Consider the following 18,119-nt stretch of genomic DNA (forward strand, 5'->3'; position numbering starts at 1 on the left):
GTTTACAGTAATATTCCATATGGTATTGCTTGAAGGTACTGTTATCGAAATATTATTATTAGGTATCAGAAGTGAAAGATTAGAATTGGAAATTGCATTTTCAAAAGTAACCGTATTACTGTATCTTGAGCTTTGATTTTTAATATAATCTGTTGCAGTTTTTACTTGTTGATTTTTATCAGTCATTTCGCTGTCAGACCATGTCTGGTTTGTACCGTTAATTGTTGCGTTTAAAAACACACTTACAACCAACTGCTTTCCAGTACAATTTTTAGCAGATCCTCTGTTTACAAGGGAAGGATATACCCCTGTGGTACAATTACTAGTATAATAAGGCGTATTTAAGAAGCAATCATTACTAAAAGCTATACCGTCAAGAACATTGATATTATTACCGTTATATGTAGCCTTCGGATAATTTACAGTGGTTAAGCTGGTACAATCTGCAAATGCTCTTTTACCAAAATCTATATTTTTATATTTATTTATATTTACTGTTTTTAAAGAAGAACAGTTTTTGAAGGCTTCTAAACCTACAGAAAGAAAAGCCTGTGAATTGCCTTCAAATGTAACCTGAGTTAATGCAGTACATCCACGGTAAGCACCGTTACTAACACTCGTTACTGAATCTGGAATACTCAGTGATGTAAGACTCTGGCAGCCTTCAAAAGCAGATATATCAATAGAATATAAAGACTTTGGAAGAACTACACTTGATAAATTATAACAGTAAGAAAATGCATTTACTTTTATATCTGTTAAGTTTGAAGACAAATAATTAATGGATACAGTACGAAGGTTAGTACAAGTATAAAATGCTCCTAAATTAATTTTTTTTACAGAATCCGGAATTGAAATAGAAGTTAATGAAGAACAGTTTGAGAAGGAGAGAGACGGTATTTCTTTTAAAATTGAATTGGAGGCAAAAGATACCGTAGTTAGCTTTTTACAAAATTCAAAACAAGACGTAGACATGTTCTGTACGGTATTCGGAATAGAAACATATGTTAAATTACTGCATTTATAAAAACACATTTGACCAATGTTTTGAATTCCTGAAGAAATATAAACTCGTTTAATTGTACTATTCTCTCTGAAAGCATTATAACTCAATTTTTTAACAGTATATGTTATACCGTTATTGGTAATTGTAGATGGAATAGTAAGATATTCTGATGAACCTGTGTAACCTGTTATTGTTGCAGTTGTTCCTGAAACAGTGTAAACAAATCCTGAACTGGTCGTTTCCGCACTGGCTGATATTGATAGATTCTTAAATACAAGAATACTATCATTTGATGTAATTGAAAATGCAGCAATAAAAACAATGGAAAGTAAAGCAGATATAATTTTTTTCATAATGATTCTCCTTAAATTAATTTATTAAGCATGCTTATAAACACATTATATACCAAAAATTTACAGAAATCAACATATAAATATAAAATTAATTAAATATTTACATTATGTCTATATTTTGTATAAATATAAAGTGTAGAATATAAATGTAGTTTATGACTGTTTACCATCTTTTCATTAAAAGTCCCCACTTGACTTATTAAGTTCAAGTGGGGATTTTAATTTTTAAAGACTTTCTGTTGCGTATCTGACAGAACGATATTGGTAGCCTTGCTGAGCGTTTCATGTTAATGTTAAGTACGTGTATAAAATATTGATTAGTTTTTTATATAAGCGTTTTATGGTATATGCTTTACTTTGTTTTTTTGTTACAATTGTCGTAGTAAGTGTCGTAGTCGCAATTTTAAATAAAAATAACGCCGTTCACAATACCTTGTAAACGGCGTAGCTATGTGGTTTATGATGGAGCTGTTTAACGGACTTGAACCGTCGACCTCTTCCTTACCAAGGAAGTGCTCTGCCAACTGAGCTAAAACAGCATAAAATTGGTTGGGATAGGTGGATTCGAACCACCGGAATGACGGAGTCAAAGTCCGTTGCCTTACCACTTGGCTATATCCCATTGCAATGACTATAATATTATACCAAAAAAAAATAGAGATTTCAATAGTATAGAAAAAAATTAAAATATTTTTGGTAAAATTGACTGCTTATCGACCTTGAGTTTGTGCATTGTTGCTAAAAATAATTTACAAAAATATTGAAAAATAAAATACAACAATTGACAGTGGCTTAATTTTATGGTATAATTCATATATAGTTTAAAAAATTCGTATTCCTTTTTGGGAGTACGGATTTTTGATTCATAGAGGACGGTATTATTCAAGTAAAAAATCAAATGCGTAATAAACATGTTCATAATCAGAAAGGATTGATTTATAAATATGATAAAGGAAATTTCAAAAAGTATAAGGGAATATAAAAGAACTTCAATTGCCACTCCTGTATTGGTATCGTTAGAGGTTGTAATAGAGTGTATAATTCCGTTTCTCATTGCTAAGCTTGTAAATGAGATCAAATCAGGCTGTGAATTGAATTTAATAATCAAGTACGGAATAATACTGTTTATAATGGCTGTATTGTCTTTGCTGTTCGGAGCTTTAGCAGGCGCAACGTGCGCAAACGCTTCCTGCGGACTGGCAAAAAATCTCCGCAGGGACATGTTTTACAATATTCAGAAATATTCATTTGAAAATATTGATAAATTTCTGACTTCGTCGTTGGTAACACGTCTTACGACAGACGTTACTAATGTTCAGAACGCTTATATGATGATTATCAGGAGCGCTATCCGTGCGCCGCTTATGATAATTTTTGCATTGGTCATGGCTTTTATAATGGGTGGAAAAATGGCGTGGATATTTCTTTTTGTCGTACCGTTTCTTACAGTCGGACTGTCGGTGATTGTCTATAAAACTATGCCGCTTTTCCGGAAAGTATTCAAGAAGTACGACAATTTAAATAATTCCGTACAGGAAAATATCAAGGGTATGCGTGTAGTAAAGGCTTTTGTAAGAGAGGATTATGAACAGAAGAAATTTGATGCAGCCGCTTCGGACGTCTGCGCTGATTTTACAAAAGCAGAAAGAATTCTTGCATTGAATAATCCGCTTATGCAATTTTGTCTTTATGTAAATATGACCTTTGTATTGTCCTTCGGTTCTTATACTATTATTACGTCTCGTGGAATGGATTTAGACGTAGGTCAGTTTTCCGCTTTATTGACATATGGATTTATGATGCTTGCCAGCCTGATGATGCTGTCCATGATTTTTGTCATGATAACAATGGCCGCTGAATCTGGTAAAAGAATTGCAGAAATCCTTACGGAAAAGAGTACTCTTACCAATCCGGAAAATCCGGTTTATGAGGTTGCTGACGGTTCGGTTTCATTTGAAAACGTGAGCTTTAAATATTCTCTGAAAGCGGAAAGAAGAGCGCTTGCAGATATAAATCTGAAAATTAAGTCAGGGGAAACTATAGGTATTATTGGAGGCACCGGTTCGTCAAAATCGACGCTTATACAGCTTATTTCCCGTCTGTACGACGCTACGGAGGGTACTGTTAAGGTTGGAGGTATAGATGTGCGAAGCTACGATCTGGAAACTCTCAGAAATCAGGTAGCAGTAGTATTACAAAAAAATATTCTGTTTTCCGGTACGGTCAAGGAAAATCTTCGTTGGGGAAATAAAAATGCTTCTGATGAAGAATTAAAGGAAGCCTGCCGACTTGCATGTGCAGATGAATTTATCTCACAGTTTCCCGACGGTTATGATACATATATAGAACAGGGCGGTGCAAATGTATCCGGAGGACAGAAGCAAAGACTTTGTATTGCAAGAGCTTTGCTGAAAAAGCCGAAAATCCTGATATTGGACGATTCTACCAGTGCTGTAGATACAAAAACGGATTCCGGCATCAGAAAAGCCATGAGGGAGTATATTCCTGAAACAACAAAAATAATAATTGCTCAGCGTACTGCTTCGGTTGAAGATGCAGATAGAATTATCGTTATGGACGGCGGAAAAATCAGCGCTGTGGGAACTCATAAAGAACTGCTTGAAAGCAATGCAATATATCGTGAAATTTATACTTCTCAGAACAAGGCAGGTGACAATAATGAAGAATAAAAATGTAAAAAAAGGAGTTATCGGACGGCTGCTTAAAACTATGCATGGCTTTTATCCTGTTATGCTGCCGGTTACGGTTATATGTATTGTGTTCAGTGCGGTAGTCAGCTCTGTTCCGGCAATATTTATGCAGAACATCATTGCAGTCGTAGAAGAAAACTGGCAAAACGGCGATTGGGAGGCAGTAAGCTCAAAAGTTTTTCTTTATGTGGGAATTCTTGTCGTATTCTATATTTTGTCGCTGACGGCAGGCTTTGCGTATAATCAGCTTATGGCAATTATGACTCAGGGTACTCTCAAAAAACTGCGTGAAAAAATGTTCAACGGAATGCAGCGACTGCCTATCAAATATTTTGATACGAACAATCACGGCGACATTATGAGCCGTTATACAAATGATATAGATACTCTCAGGCAGATGATTTCTCAAAGCTTTCCGCAGCTGCTTATTTCTTCAATTTCAGTTATTACAGTTTTATGTCTTATGATCTATTACTGTTTATGGCTGACCTTAGTTGTTTTGACGGGCGTTGTAATTATGTATTTTATTACAAAGAAAATCGGCGGCGGTTCGGCAAAATATTTCTTTCGTCAGCAAACGGCGCTCGGAAAGGTTGAGGGGTTTGCCGAGGAAATAATGAACGGTCAGAAGGTCGTAAAGGTATTCTGCCATGAAGAAGAAAGCAAGGCGGATTTTGACAGGCTTAATGAAAAGCTTTTTTATGAATCCCAAAAGGCTAACAGATATGCAAATATTTTAATGCCGATTCTGAATAATATAGGTAACGTTTTATATGTTATCGTTGCTGTTGCAGGCGGAATACTTCTGGTTTTAGATGTGCCTAATATTAGCGTTTCAGGTATGGCGGTAAGCATTAGTATTATAGTACCGTTTCTGAATATGACCAAGCAGTTTGCCGGAAATATCAATCAGGTTTCCAATCAGGTCAATGCCGTTGTTATGGGAATGGCGGGTACGGAACGTATTTTTAATCTGATGGATGAGCAGCCGGAACAGGATAACGGATACGTTACTTTGGTAAATGCAAAGGAGGAAAACGGAGTTCTTACCGAATGCTCAGAAAGAACCGGATTATGGGCATGGAAGCATCCGCATACTGCCGAAGGAACTGTTACATATACCAAGCTGACCGGAGACGTTCGTTTGTTTGATGTAGATTTTGCATATACAGAGGGGAAAACAGTGCTGAAAAATGTCAGCATTTATGCAAAGCCGGGACAAAAGGTGGCTTTTGTCGGCGCAACAGGCGCAGGAAAGACTACCATTACTAATCTGCTTAATCGTTTTTATGATATTGCCGACGGAAAAATCCGTTACGACGGTATAAATATTAATAAAATTAAAAAGGCTGATCTGCGCCGTTCTCTGGGAATTGTCTTACAGGAAACAAATTTATTTACAGGTACGGTTATGGAAAATATACGCTACGGCAAGCTTGACGCAACGGACGAGGAATGTATTGCCGCCGCAAAACTGGCAGGCGCAGACGATTTTATAACACGTTTGCCTGACGGATATCAGACTTATCTTTCCGGTAACGGAGCTAATCTTTCTCAGGGACAGCGTCAGTTGTTATCTATTGCCCGTGCGGCGGCTGCCGATCCTCCGGTTATGATTCTTGACGAGGCGACCTCGTCTATTGATACCAGAACGGAAGCTATTGTACAGAAGGGTATGGACGCTCTTATGGAAGGAAGAACGGTATTTGTTATCGCTCACCGTCTGTCAACAGTTAAAAATTCTGATGTTATTATAGTACTTGACCACGGAAATATTATAGAACGGGGAAATCATGACGCACTTATTGCTATGAAAGGTCAGTATTATCAGCTTTATACCGGAGCTTTTGAATTGGAGTAAAAAATAACTTGATAAAAATTAAATATTATGGTATAATATTATTTTATAAGAAAGAGGCAAATGTAAAATAAATGAGTATATTAAATGTTGAACATGTAACACATGGTTTCGGCGCAAGACAAATTCTCGATGACGCTTCGTTTCGGCTTCTTAAAGGAGAGCATGTAGGACTTGTAGGCGCTAACGGCGAGGGTAAATCTACTTTTTTGAATATAATTACAGGTAAGCTTATGCCGGATGAGGGAAAGATAGAATGGTGCCGCCATATTACTACCGGCTATCTTGATCAGTACAGTACGCTTGAAAAAGGAAAAACTATATACGACGTTTTAAAAGATGCATTTCGTCATTTAAGCGGACTTGAACAGGAAATGCTGGAGCTTTATGATAAAATGTCAGACTGCACTGAAGAAGAAATGAATGAAATGATGGAATCTGTAGGAGAAATTCAGGATATTCTGGAAACTAATGGGTACTATACTATAGACAGCCGTATTTCCGAATATGCTAACGGTCTGGGACTTGGCGAGATCGGTCTCGACCGTGATGTTTCAGAGCTGTCCGGCGGTCAGCGTGCAAAGGTACTGCTTGCAAAAGTACTTTTGGAAAACCCTATGATTCTGATTCTTGATGAGCCTACTAATTTTCTTGATGAAAATCATATTAACTGGCTGAAGAATTTTCTTCAGAATTATTCAAATGCATTTATATTGGTTTCCCATGATATTTCTTTTTTAAACAGTGTAGTCAATGTTATCTACCATGTTGAAAATGCAGTTTTGACACGTTATACAGGCGATTATGAAAATTTTCAGCGTATGTATGCGCTGAAAAAGCAGCAGCTTGAACAGGCTTATGAAAAACAGCAAAAGGAAATTGCAAACTTGCAGGATTTTGTGGCTCGGAACAAAGCGAGAGCCGCTACAGCAAATATGGCGCGTTCACGTCAGAGAAAGCTTGATAAAATGGATGTTATTACTCTGGCAAAGGAAAAAATTAAACCGTCCTTTGATTTTCAATCTGCAAGAACTACCGGGAAGGTAGTAATTGACGCGGAAAATCTTGTTCTCGGATATGGGGAACCCCTGACCAGACCCATGAGTTTTCAGGTAGAACGTAATAAAAAAATTGCAATTAAAGGTGTTAACGGACTTGGAAAGTCGACTCTTTTAAAAACAATGCTTGGAATTATTCCGTCTGTGGAAGGAAGCGTTAAGCTTGATCAATTTACTGAAATATGCTATTTCGAGCAAGAGGAAATAGCTTCAGAAAAAACTGCGCTTCAGGAAATATGGGACGAATATCCGTCTATGACTAATGCGGAGGTTCGGGCGGCTCTGGCAAGATGCGGTCTTACTACCGAACATATTACTTCACAGGTACGTGTACTTTCAGGCGGTGAAAACGCAAAGGTTAGACTTTGCAAACTTATGTTAAGACCATGTAATCTTTTGGTACTGGACGAACCTACCAATCATCTTGATACAGATGCTAAAGAAGAACTTAAGCGTGCTGTGGCAGCTTACAGAGGTACTGTCGTTCTGGTTAGTCATGAACCGGAATTTTATATGGATATTGTAACGGATGTCTGGAATTTGGAGGAATGGACAACTAAGGTAATTTAACTTTTTATAAAAGTTATTGATTATTTTAAAATAAATTATAATCATTTTTTTATAAAACTCTTCCCATTTTGAGAAAATTATGGTATAATAAATATGATTATGTTATTAGTGGATAACCACTTTTAATTTCAGGAGGTTTTAGCATGAATATTAATGAACTTTACAGCCTTTGGTGTGAAAAAGCAGTTGATGATCCTGATTTAAAGCAGGAGCTTATTTCAGTTGCTGATGATTCCGAGGGTATTAATGATAGATTTTACCGTAATCTTGAGTTCGGAACAGGCGGCCTGAGAGGCGTAATTGGTGCAGGCACTAACAGAATGAATATTTATACTGTAAGAAGAGCTACTCAGGGATTTGCTGATTATATCAATGAAGCCTTTGATAAGCCTAGTGTTGCTATTGCTTATGACAGCCGTATTAAATCTGACGTTTTTGCAAAAGCTGCCGCAGGAGTATTTGCTGCAAACGGTATTCACGTTTACATATACGGCGAGCTTATGCCTACTCCTATGCTCTCGTTTGCGGTCAGAGAACTGAACTGTCAGGCGGGAGTTATGGTAACGGCCAGTCATAATCCGTCAAAATACAATGGATATAAGGCTTATGGAGCAGACGGCTGTCAGCTTAATCTAACGGACGCTGAAACAGTTATTAAAAAAGTTAATGCGCTTGATATGTTCGACGGAGTAAAGCATATCAAATTTGATGACGCTGTTGAATCGGGAATGGTCGAATATATCGGGCAGAGCGTTATTGATAAATTCTATGAAAATGTGCTTGCGCAGGGACTGAATACCAATCTGGTAGCAGACAGCGGTCTGAAGGTTGTTTATACTCCTTTGAACGGAACAGGAAACAAGCCGGTAAGACATATTCTTAATAAAATCGGAATAAAGAATGTTACTGTTGTTCCGGAACAGGAAATGCCCGACGGTAATTTTACAACCTGTCCGTATCCTAATCCGGAGATCAGGGAAGCTTTGGAACTTGGTCTTAAGCTATGCGATGAGGTAAAGCCTGACCTTCTTCTTGCTACAGACCCTGACTGCGACCGTGTGGGAATTGCTGTTCCTGACGAAAACGGTAATTACGTTTTGTTTAGCGGTAATGAGGTCGGAGCTATGCTGCTTGAATATATTTGCAGTGAAAGAACAAGACAGGGTACTATGCCTAAAAATCCGATAACTGTTAAGACAATTGTTACGACAGATATAATTAAGAAAATTGCTGAAAAATACGGCGTTGAATTAATTGAAGTGCTGACAGGATTCAAATTTATCGGCGAGCAGATCGGTATTCTGGAAAAACAAGGGGAAGAGGACAGATTTATATTCGGTTATGAAGAAAGTTATGGCTACCTTGCCGGAAGCTATGTAAGAGATAAGGATGCTGTAAATGCTTCAATGTTAATATGCGAAATGGCAGCATTTTACAGAATGAAGGGTATTTCACTTATTCAGGCTCGTGAAAATATGTATAAAACTTACGGAGTTTATTATCATACCCAGCAGAGCTTTACATTTGAGGGTAAAGCAGGTATGGAAAAAATGAATAGTATTATGGAAAATCTTCGTAAAAACTATGTGGCTGAAATAGGCGGTCTGAAAGTTATTCTTTTTGAGGACTATCTTGAAGGTATTTCAAAAAATGTTGAGACAGGTAAAATAACTGAAATCAAACTTCCTAAATCAAACGTTCTTGTGTTCGGACTGACTGATGGCGCTAAGGTTATTATCCGTCCATCAGGTACTGAACCTAAAATCAAGGCTTACTATACTGCTATCGGCGAAACGCAGTCAGATGCTCAAGCGCTTGAAAAGAAGCTTGCAGAAAGTTTTTCAAAGCTTATTAACTGATTTGGAATTTATACCAATTTTATATTAAATATTTTAAAGCAAATCTGTAAAAAGATTTGCTTTAATTTTTAAAAAACAATAACTTGTAAATGAAATTATATAAACCTATTGACAAGTTATGAAATCAGTGCTATAATTATATCAAAAGGAGGAGAAAAAGATGAAGAAAAGTGTTTATAGTCTGGTTTTGATGGACGATGTTGTCAATGCGATTGACGATATGGCGTATCAGATGAATACCAGCCGTTCCAATCTGATAAATCAGATCCTTGCCGAGCATGTTTCTTACATTACTCCTGAGATGAGAATGAAAGATATTTTTGATTGTGTCCGGACTATGATGGATAATCATTTTCAGATTCAGGGACAGGCGTCAGATGCTATGCTTTCAATACGCAGTCCGCTGAGATTTAAGTATAAGCCTACAATCAGATACCGTGTGGAGCTTCTTCGTGAAATGAAAGAAAGTACATTTGGATTTTTGTCTGTTTCTTTCCGTACTCAAAGCGTTCAGCTTATAAACGCTTTGGATTCATTTTTCCAATTGTGGTATGCAATGGAAAATAAATATATAGGAAAATATTTTGAGAACGGTATAGAATACGAATATTCTGACGGTAAATTTATAAGGCATTTAAAGATTGCGGAAAATGTCAGTCATATTGACAGCGATAAGCTTGGAAAAGCTTTAGGAGAATATATTCGTTTAATGGATTCAGAAATTAAAATTTATTTTGAAAATCTTGACTTTCCGGAATCAGCAGTTATAAAAGTGGAAAAACTTTATAATGAACATTTACCATATATGACGATTATTTAAGGAGGAAAAAATTATGAATGCACAGAAGCTTACTCAAAAATCAATTGAAGCTGTTCAGTCTGCACAGGATATTGCAATTGAATATCAGAATAATGCAATAGAGCCTGAACATCTTATGTATTCGCTTTTGAATCAGGAAAACGGACTGATACCTCAGCTTATGACAAAAATGAATATAGAAAATCAGTCGATCAGCAATTCAGTACTGTCAGTGATTTCTCAGATGCCTAAGGTTTCCGGAAGCGGAAGGCAAAGCGGCACAGTTTATATATCCAATGAAGCTGACAGGATTATGGTAAATGCTGAACAGCAGGCAAAAAATATGAAAGACGAATATGTATCTGTCGAACATATTTTTCTGGCGATTATTGAAAATCCGACTAGTAAGTTAAAAGAAATTTTAAAAGTATTTTCTGTAGATAAGAATAAATTTCTTAAAGTACTTATGGAAGTAAGAGGAAATACAAAGGTTACAAATCAGAATCCTGAGGAAACATATGACGTTCTTGCTAAATACGGTCAGGAACTGGTTGAGCTTGCAAGAAACAATAAGCTTGATCCTGTAATAGGCAGAGACAGTGAGATCAGAAATGTTATCAGAATCCTGTCAAGAAAGACTAAAAACAATCCGGTTTTGATCGGTGAACCGGGTGTTGGTAAAACTGCGATTGCTGAAGGACTTGCATTGAGAATCGTAGCCGGAGACGTTCCGGACAGCTTAAAAGATAGAAAGATTTTCTCACTTGATTTAGGTTCACTGGTTGCGGGCGCTAAATACAGAGGCGAATTTGAAGAACGTCTAAAAGCAGTACTTTCAGAAATAAAAAAGAGCGAAGGCAGAATAATACTGTTTATCGACGAACTTCATACTATTGTCGGTGCCGGAAAAACTGACGGCGCTATGGATGCCGGTAATCTTTTAAAACCGATGCTTGCTAGAGGTGAACTGCATTGTATAGGCGCTACTACTTTGAATGAGTATAGACAGTATATTGAAAAGGACGCAGCTTTGGAAAGGCGTTTTCAGCCTGTAATGGTAAATGAACCCACGGTTGAGGACACAATTTCCATTTTAAGAGGTTTAAAAGAGCGTTATGAGGTGTTTCATGGTGTTAAGATCCATGATCAGGCGCTGATTGCAGCCGCAACTCTTTCCGACAGATATATAAGCGATAGATTTCTTCCTGATAAGGCAATTGACCTTGTAGATGAAGCCTGCGCTATGATACGAACTGAAATAGATTCAATGCCTACAGAGCTTGATGAAATTTCAAGAAAAATTATTCAGCATGAAATTGAAGAAGCCGCACTGAAAAAAGAAGATGATAAAATTTCAGCGGAACATCTTGCAGAAGTACAAAAGGAACTTGCAGAAATGCGTGAAAAGTTTAACAGTATGAAAGCAAAATGGGAAAATGAAAAAAATGCAATTACTAAGGTACAGAAACTCAGAGAAGATATTGAACAGGTCAATGCAGATATTGCAAAGGCTGAAAGGGAATATAATCTTAACAAGGCTGCTGAATTGAAATATGGCAGACTTCCATCGCTTCAAAAGGAACTTGAAGAGGAAGAGGTTATTGCCGAAAAGGCAAAAAGCGGAGATTCATTGTTAAGAGATAAAGTAACTGATGAAGAGATTGCAAGAATAATTTGTAGATGGACCGGTATTCCAGTATCCAAACTGATGGAAGGGGAGAGAGAAAAACTTCTGAATCTCGAGGGAATACTTCATAACAGAGTTGTAGGACAAAATGAAGCTGTTGAAAAGGTAAGCGAGGCTATTCTGCGTTCAAGGGCAGGCATACAGGATCCTGACAGACCTATTGGTTCGTTCCTGTTTTTAGGTCCTACGGGCGTAGGTAAAACAGAACTTGCAAAGGCGCTTGCTCAGTCGCTGTTTGATGATGAACATAATATTGTTCGTATTGATATGAGTGAGTATATGGAGAAATTCAGCGTAAGCAGATTGATAGGAGCTCCTCCCGGATACGTAGGATATGAGGAGGGAGGTCAGCTTACTGAGGCAGTAAGAAGGAAACCTTATTCCGTGGTACTTCTTGATGAAATTGAAAAGGCACATCCTGATGTATTCAATATACTTTTGCAAGTTTTAGATGACGGACGTATTACGGATTCTCAGGGAAGAACTGTTGATTTTAAAAACACTATCATTATTTTAACTTCAAATCTGGGTTCACCGTATATTCTTGACGGTATTAATGAAAACGGCGAAATCAGTGAGGAGGCAAGAGAAAAAGTCGATGCACTTTTGAAACAGCAATTCAGACCGGAATTTTTAAATCGTCTTGATGAAATTGTTTTCTATAAGCCGCTGACAAAAGGTGAAATTTTCAGTATTATTGATCTTATGATTGGCGATTTGAGAAAGCGTCTTAAGGAAAATCAAATTGATGTTGAGTTTACTGATTCTGCAAAGAACTATATAGTGGAACAGGGTTATGACCCTAACTATGGTGCAAGACCGCTAAGAAGATTTTTACAGCGTAAAGCAGAAACATTGATCGCAAGGAAAATTATTGCAGATGATGTAGCGCCGAATACTACTTTAACAGTAGATTATGACGGTGAAAAACTATTCGTTAAGTAAAATAAAAAAGGCTCAGCATATTGCTGAGCCTTTTTATTTATATTATTTATTAATACTTCTCTTAACATAAGTTGTATGAAGTAATTCGTGAGCCTTATGGCTTCCCGGTTCACCGAGATAATTAGCATAAAGTTCCTTAATAACAGGGTTTTCATGTGATTTTCTTATAGTTCTGCTTGCGTCCAGATCATAAAGAACCTTTGCTCTTTCAGCTCTGATATCAGTAAAGTTTCTGATATTTGCAGGCTGTTGTGGCTGACCGCCGCCGTTTACACAGCCGCCCGGACATCCCATGATTTCAATAAACTGATAATCAGCTTCACCATTCTTAACTTTATTAAGAAGTTCTCTTGCATTTGAAAGTCCACTTGCAACTGCAACCTTGACATTCATACCAGCTACATCATATGATGCTTCCTTGATGCCATCAGTACCACGAACGTCATTGAAGTCTACGGAAGGAAGTTCTTCACCTGTAAGTTCTTCAACAGCAGTTCTCAGAGCAGCTTCCATAACGCCGCCTGTAGCTCCGAATATTACGCCTGCACCGGTTGACACACCCAGTGGATCATCAAACTTTTCATCAGGAAGTGCAAGGAACTGAATACCGGCACGTTCAATCATTCTTGCAAGTTCTCTTGTTGTAAGAGCAATATCAACATCCGGATAACCAGCACCGTCTTCATCGTCACGTCCGATTTCGAATTTCTTTGCAGTACATGGCATGATACTTACAGAAACTATATCCTTAGGATCAATGCCTTCCTTTTCGGCATAGTAAGATTTAACAATTGCGCCGAACATCTGCTGAGGAGATTTACAGCTTGAAAGGTTTTCTGTCATATCAGGGAAGTAGTGCTCACAGTACTTAACCCAGCCAGGTGAACATGAAGTAATAAGCGGAAGCTTGCCGCCGTTCTTTACTCTATCAAGGAATTCATGTGCTTCTTCCATAATTGTGAGGTCAGCTGAGAAGTTTGTATCAAATACCTTGTCAAATCCGAGTCTTCTTAAAGCAGCTGCCATTTTACCTTCAACATCTGTACCGATCGGCAGACCGAAAGCTTCGCCAAGCGCTGCTCTTACAGCCGGAGCTGCCTGAACAACAACATGTTTTGAAGGATCGGCTATAGCTTCAAATACTTCCTTTGTATTATCCTTTTCGGAAATAGCGCCTACAGGACATACGGCAATACACTGTCCGCATGAAACGCAGCTTGTTTCACCCAGTCCCATTTCAAAAGCACTTTCAATAACTGTATTGAAACCACGCTTATTAGCGCCGATTACGCCGATTCCCTGAACCTTTTCACAGACTGCTGTACAGCGTCTGCAAAGGATACATTTATTGTTATCTCTGTACATATGAGCAGCGGAATTATCAATTTCATATTCATTTTTAACGCCGTCATAAGCGCATTCGTCATCTACGCCCATATCTCTTGCCAGTTTCTGAAGCTCGCAGTTATGACTTCTTACACATGACAGACATTTTCTGTCATGATTTGAAAGTATAAGCTGAAGGGTCTTCTTTCTGGATTCAATAACCTTAGGAGAATTTGTCAGAACTTCCATTCCTTCGCTTACAGGGTAAACACAGGAAGCAACGATTCTGAAACCTCTTCCTTCATTTGCTTCAACTACGCAGATACGACAGGCGCCGATTTCATTGATATCCTTAAGAAAGCAAAGTGTAGGAATATCAATGTTAGCCATATGGGCAGCTTCAAGAATTGTTGTGCCCTTAGGTACAGAAATTTCCATACCGTTAATTTTAAGATTAATATTTTCCATTCTCTATTCCTCCACTATTTTTTGCTTATTGCACCAAATTTACATTTTTCGATACAAGCGCCGCACTTGAGACATTTATCCTTATCAATAACATGAGGAGTCTTAACAGCGCCGCTGATAGCTCCGGCAGGACATACTCTTGAACACAACGTACATCCCTTGCACTTTTCAGGGTCAATTTCAAAGCTTAACAGATGCTTGCAGACGCCGGCAGGACATTTTTTGTCTACAACATGCGCTACATATTCGTCTCTGAAGTAACGTAGTGTTGAAAGAACAGGGTTAGGAGCTGTCTGACCAAGACCGCAGAGAGAATTCTGTTTTATGTAATAGCAGAGTTCTTCAAGCTTGTCTATATCTTCGAGAGTACCCTGACCTCTTGTGATTTTATCAAGCATTTCGTACATACGTTTTGTACCGATACGGCAAGGAGTACACTTACCACATGATTCATCAACAGTAAATTCAAGGAAGAACTTAGCAATATCAACCATACAATTGTCTTCGTCCATAACGATAAGACCGCCTGAACCCATCATTGAACCAATACTGATAAGGTTGTCGTAATCGATCGGAATATCCATATGTTCAGCAGGGATACAACCGCCGGAAGGTCCGCCAGTCTGAGCAGCCTTGAATTTCTTACCGTTAGGAATACCACCGCCGATTTCTTCAATAACTGTTCTGAGAGTAGTACCCATCGGAACTTCAACAAGACCTGTATTGTGAATTTTACCGCCCAGAGCAAATACCTTTGTACCCTTTGATTTTTCAGTACCCATTGACGCAAACCAGTCAGCGCCGTTTAAGATGATCTGAGGAATGTTTGCATAAGTTTCTACGTTGTTAAGGATTGTAGGCTTCTGGAACAGACCTTTTTCAGCAGGGAATGGAGGACGAGGACGAGGTTCGCCTCTGTTTCCTTCAATAGAAGTCATAAGAGCAGTTTCTTCACCGCATACGAATGCTCCGGCACCAAGTCTCAGACCAATATCAAATGAGAAGTCTGTACCGAAAATATTATTTCCAAGAAGTCCGTATTCACGAGCCTGCTTGATTGCAATTTCAAGACGTTCAACAGCGATCGGGTATTCTGCACGAACATAGATATAACCTTGTGTTGCACCGATAGCATAGCCTGCAATTGCCATAGCTTCCAGAACAACGTGCGGATCGCCTTCAAGTACGGAACGATCCATAAATGCACCCGGGTCGCCTTCGTCGGCATTACAGCATACATATTTCTGATCGGCATCCTTTACAATGTTTCTTGCAAGCTTCCACTTCATACCTGTAGGGAAACCGCCGCCGCCTCTTCCTCTGAGGCCGCTGTCGAGGATCGTCTGGATAACATCGTCAGGAGTCATTTCAGTCAGGACTTTTGCCAAAGCCTGATAGCCGCCTTCTCCGATATATTCGTCTATATTTTCCGGATTAATAACACCGCAGTTTCTGAGAGCAACACGGTGCTGTTTTTTATAGAATGCTGTATCCTGAAGAGACTTGATACCGTTGTCTGTTACAGTTTCCTGATATACCAGTCTTGTAACAATACGGCCTTTGAGGAGATGTTCTTCAACGATTTCAGGGATATCTTCAACCTTAACCATTGAATAGAAAGTTCCCTCCGGATAAACTATCATAATAGGACCTAAAGCGCAGAGACCGAAACAACCGGTTTTAACAACCTGAACTTCTTCTTTGAGTCCATTTTTCTCTATTTCTGAAACAAGAGCTTTTTCAATTGCAGCGCTTCCGGAGGAAGTACAACCGGTTCCGCCGCATATTAAAACGTGTGAACGATACATAATTTTATTTCCTTTCAGCTGTGTAATAGCTTTTGACAGCAAATTTTTCGCAAGTTATACAGGATTTATTATCAGATTGTATATTCGGATACAACCTGTCCGCCGATAAGATGCTTTTCAATTACTTCTTTAGCTTTATCAGCATTCATGTTTACATATGTAACTTTGTCTTTTCCTTTTTCGAAAATTTCAACAATAGGTTCCAGCTGACAGTTTCCAATACAGCCGGTTTGTGAAACCATAACTTTTTCGATATTTTTTTCGGCAACTCCGTCTGCAAAAGCTTTAAGAACATCTCTTGCACCGGCAGCGATACCGCATGTACCCATTGCTACCAGAACTTTAGTACTGTCCGGATCTTCTGCCCTTAGTGTAACCTGATTTTTCATTTTATCTTTTATGGCATTTAATTCATCAATCTTCATTTTTTCCTCCTTGAACGGAAATTTTTTTCAGATAATCTGCAAAACATGCAGAATCAGCTTTATATATGTCAAAACACTTCAATTTATTTTCAAGATATTTTTTTTCTTCGTTTATTGTTCCGGCACTAAGAGAAAAATTTTCATAAAATCTATTAGTAAATTTTTCTGAATCACAGTTTACCGATACGCCGTTTATATCAATACAGACATAAAAATATATTTCCGGATTTGAAATAAACGCCGAGTATACGGTAGAAAAAATGTCGCCGACAGGGATACAGTTAATACTGTCAGTACAAAATACCGCCTTAATTTCAGTACCGTTTTTTTTATCGGATTCAACACTGAAATTTCCCCCCGACAGCTCGGCGGCATACTTAAAAAAAGGAATGCCTAAGCCAGCTGCTTTATTTTCTTTAGTTGTGAAAAAAGGATCAAAGCATTTGTGAAGCTGCATTTTTGTCATTCCCGATCCGTTGTCGCATATACGTACTGTTATTTCATTACTGTTTATAGGTTTAATTATATGTATTTCAATTATTGTTGCGGACGCATATAAGGAATTTTGTAAAATATCAAGAATATGAAGAGCAATTTCAGAGAACATATTTAGTCAGCATATTTTTTAAGGATATCATCTATATCGTCAACTGTTAGACGACCGTAAACATCTTCATTAACAGTCAGAACCGGTGCAAGACCGCAGGCTCCGATACAGCGGCATGCTTCCAGAGAGAATTTACCGTCAGGTGTACATTCACCGCCGGCGATGCCAAGCTTTTCCTGAAGCTTATTGAAAATATCGCCTGAGCCTTTAACATAGCATGCCGTACCAAGACAGACTGATATCTTATATTTTCCCTTTGGATTTAGTGAAAACTGAGAATAGAATGTAGCAACGCCATAAATTTTTTCCAGCGGAATATTTAATTCGTCAGAAATAATTGTTTGTACTTCAATGGGAAGATACCCATAAATATCCTGTGCTTTCTGAAGAATAGGCATTAGAGCACCTTTATCATTTTTCTTTTCGGCAATTACTTTCAATAACTCTTCTTTTTGTTCAGCAGTGCCATTAAAAGAAACAGTATTTTTGGTTTTACTCATTATTAAACCTCCTTGATAATATAAAGTATGCAAAAAAGCACACTCCTTATTAAAATTTTAACATATTTCGATCAGAAAATCCATAGATTATATGACTAATCAAATACTCATAATTTTGTTGATAATTAACAATAACGTT

General features: G+C 37.8%; 12 protein-coding genes and 2 tRNA genes. 6 read left to right on the top strand and 8 right to left on the bottom strand.

Features of this window, described 5'->3' with window-relative positions:
- The 3 genes from OCV67_RS05225 to OCV67_RS05235 form a co-directional block, all read right to left on the bottom strand.
- Window positions 1–1,359 (bottom strand): leucine-rich repeat domain-containing protein (locus OCV67_RS05225; RefSeq protein ID WP_147642936.1); only part of this gene is annotated, 1,359 nt, incomplete at its 3' end.
- Between the two features lie 463 nt (window positions 1,360–1,822).
- A tRNA-Thr gene (locus OCV67_RS05230) sits at window positions 1,823–1,898 on the bottom strand.
- Between the two features lie 7 nt (window positions 1,899–1,905).
- Window positions 1,906–1,981, bottom strand: a tRNA-Gln gene (locus tag OCV67_RS05235).
- A gap of 322 nt (window positions 1,982–2,303) precedes the next feature.
- Here OCV67_RS05235 and OCV67_RS05240 point away from each other — a divergent pair.
- The 6 genes from OCV67_RS05240 (at window position 2,304) to clpB (ending at window position 12,846) form a co-directional block, all read left to right on the top strand.
- A complete protein-coding gene (locus tag OCV67_RS05240) occupies window positions 2,304–4,049 on the top strand; it encodes an ABC transporter ATP-binding protein (protein WP_147642937.1) in 1,746 nt (581 codons plus the stop codon).
- Window positions 4,039–5,931, top strand: a complete 1,893-nt coding sequence (locus OCV67_RS05245; protein ID WP_147642938.1) for an ABC transporter ATP-binding protein — start codon at window positions 4,039–4,041, stop codon at window positions 5,929–5,931. Before OCV67_RS05240 ends, OCV67_RS05245 begins: the two co-directional genes overlap by 11 nt.
- A gap of 71 nt (window positions 5,932–6,002) precedes the next feature.
- Window positions 6,003–7,556, top strand: coding sequence for an ABC-F family ATP-binding cassette domain-containing protein (locus OCV67_RS05250; RefSeq protein WP_147642939.1), 1,554 nt, complete (start codon window positions 6,003–6,005; stop codon window positions 7,554–7,556).
- A 143-nt stretch (window positions 7,557–7,699) separates the two neighbouring features.
- Complete coding sequence (locus OCV67_RS05255) at window positions 7,700–9,415, top strand: phospho-sugar mutase (protein WP_147642940.1); 1,716 nt, start codon at window positions 7,700–7,702, stop codon at window positions 9,413–9,415.
- A gap of 160 nt (window positions 9,416–9,575) precedes the next feature.
- The gene (locus OCV67_RS05260; protein WP_147642941.1) at window positions 9,576–10,235 is read left to right on the top strand and encodes a hypothetical protein; all 660 of its coding nucleotides are present in this window, start codon (window positions 9,576–9,578) and stop codon (window positions 10,233–10,235) included.
- A gap of 13 nt (window positions 10,236–10,248) precedes the next feature.
- A complete protein-coding gene (clpB, locus tag OCV67_RS05265; RefSeq protein ID WP_178085009.1) occupies window positions 10,249–12,846 on the top strand; it encodes an ATP-dependent chaperone ClpB in 2,598 nt (865 codons plus the stop codon).
- A gap of 42 nt (window positions 12,847–12,888) precedes the next feature.
- Here clpB and OCV67_RS05270 read toward each other — a convergent pair whose 3' ends face one another.
- The 5 genes from OCV67_RS05270 to OCV67_RS05290 all read right to left on the bottom strand — a co-directional run bounded on the left by OCV67_RS05270 (window position 12,889) and on the right by OCV67_RS05290 (window position 17,980).
- Window positions 12,889–14,640: an NADH-dependent [FeFe] hydrogenase, group A6 gene (locus tag OCV67_RS05270; protein WP_147642943.1), complete on the bottom strand. Its 1,752-nt coding sequence runs from the start codon at window positions 14,638–14,640 to the stop codon at window positions 12,889–12,891.
- A gap of 14 nt (window positions 14,641–14,654) precedes the next feature.
- Complete coding sequence (locus tag OCV67_RS05275) at window positions 14,655–16,448, bottom strand: NADH-quinone oxidoreductase subunit NuoF (RefSeq protein ID WP_147642944.1); 1,794 nt, start codon at window positions 16,446–16,448, stop codon at window positions 14,655–14,657.
- A gap of 71 nt (window positions 16,449–16,519) precedes the next feature.
- A complete protein-coding gene (locus tag OCV67_RS05280; protein WP_147642945.1) occupies window positions 16,520–16,873 on the bottom strand; it encodes a (2Fe-2S) ferredoxin domain-containing protein in 354 nt (117 codons plus the stop codon).
- A complete protein-coding gene (locus OCV67_RS05285; RefSeq protein ID WP_147642946.1) occupies window positions 16,863–17,480 on the bottom strand; it encodes an ATP-binding protein in 618 nt (205 codons plus the stop codon). The genes OCV67_RS05280 and OCV67_RS05285 overlap by 11 nt, the downstream gene beginning before the upstream one ends.
- 2 nt (window positions 17,481–17,482) lie before the next feature.
- The gene (locus OCV67_RS05290; RefSeq protein WP_147642947.1) at window positions 17,483–17,980 is read right to left on the bottom strand and encodes an NADH-quinone oxidoreductase subunit NuoE family protein; all 498 of its coding nucleotides are present in this window, start codon (window positions 17,978–17,980) and stop codon (window positions 17,483–17,485) included.
- Window positions 17,981–18,119 lie beyond the last annotated feature (139 nt).

The organism is Porcipelethomonas ammoniilytica, assembly GCF_025567485.1.
Taxonomy (GTDB): domain Bacteria; phylum Bacillota; class Clostridia; order Oscillospirales; family Ruminococcaceae; genus Porcipelethomonas; species Porcipelethomonas ammoniilytica.

Bases quoted from the DNA above. Each gene is read 5' to 3' on its own strand.
- OCV67_RS05240 (WP_147642937.1), top strand. From the start codon at position 2,304: ATGATAAAGGAAATTTCAAAAAGTATAAGGGAATATAAAAGAACTTCA.
- OCV67_RS05245 (WP_147642938.1), top strand. From the start codon at position 4,039: ATGAAGAATAAAAATGTAAAAAAAGGAGTTATCGGACGGCTGCTTAAA.
- OCV67_RS05250 (WP_147642939.1), top strand. From the start codon at position 6,003: ATGAGTATATTAAATGTTGAACATGTAACACATGGTTTCGGCGCAAGA.
- OCV67_RS05255 (WP_147642940.1), top strand. From the start codon at position 7,700: ATGAATATTAATGAACTTTACAGCCTTTGGTGTGAAAAAGCAGTTGAT.
- OCV67_RS05260 (WP_147642941.1), top strand. From the start codon at position 9,576: ATGAAGAAAAGTGTTTATAGTCTGGTTTTGATGGACGATGTTGTCAAT.
- clpB (WP_178085009.1), top strand. From the start codon at position 10,249: ATGAATGCACAGAAGCTTACTCAAAAATCAATTGAAGCTGTTCAGTCT.
- OCV67_RS05270 (WP_147642943.1), bottom strand. From the start codon at position 14,640: ATGGAAAATATTAATCTTAAAATTAACGGTATGGAAATTTCTGTACCT.
- OCV67_RS05275 (WP_147642944.1), bottom strand. From the start codon at position 16,448: ATGTATCGTTCACACGTTTTAATATGCGGCGGAACCGGTTGTACTTCC.
- OCV67_RS05280 (WP_147642945.1), bottom strand. From the start codon at position 16,873: ATGAAGATTGATGAATTAAATGCCATAAAAGATAAAATGAAAAATCAG.
- OCV67_RS05285 (WP_147642946.1), bottom strand. From the start codon at position 17,480: ATGTTCTCTGAAATTGCTCTTCATATTCTTGATATTTTACAAAATTCC.
- OCV67_RS05290 (WP_147642947.1), bottom strand. From the start codon at position 17,980: ATGAGTAAAACCAAAAATACTGTTTCTTTTAATGGCACTGCTGAACAA.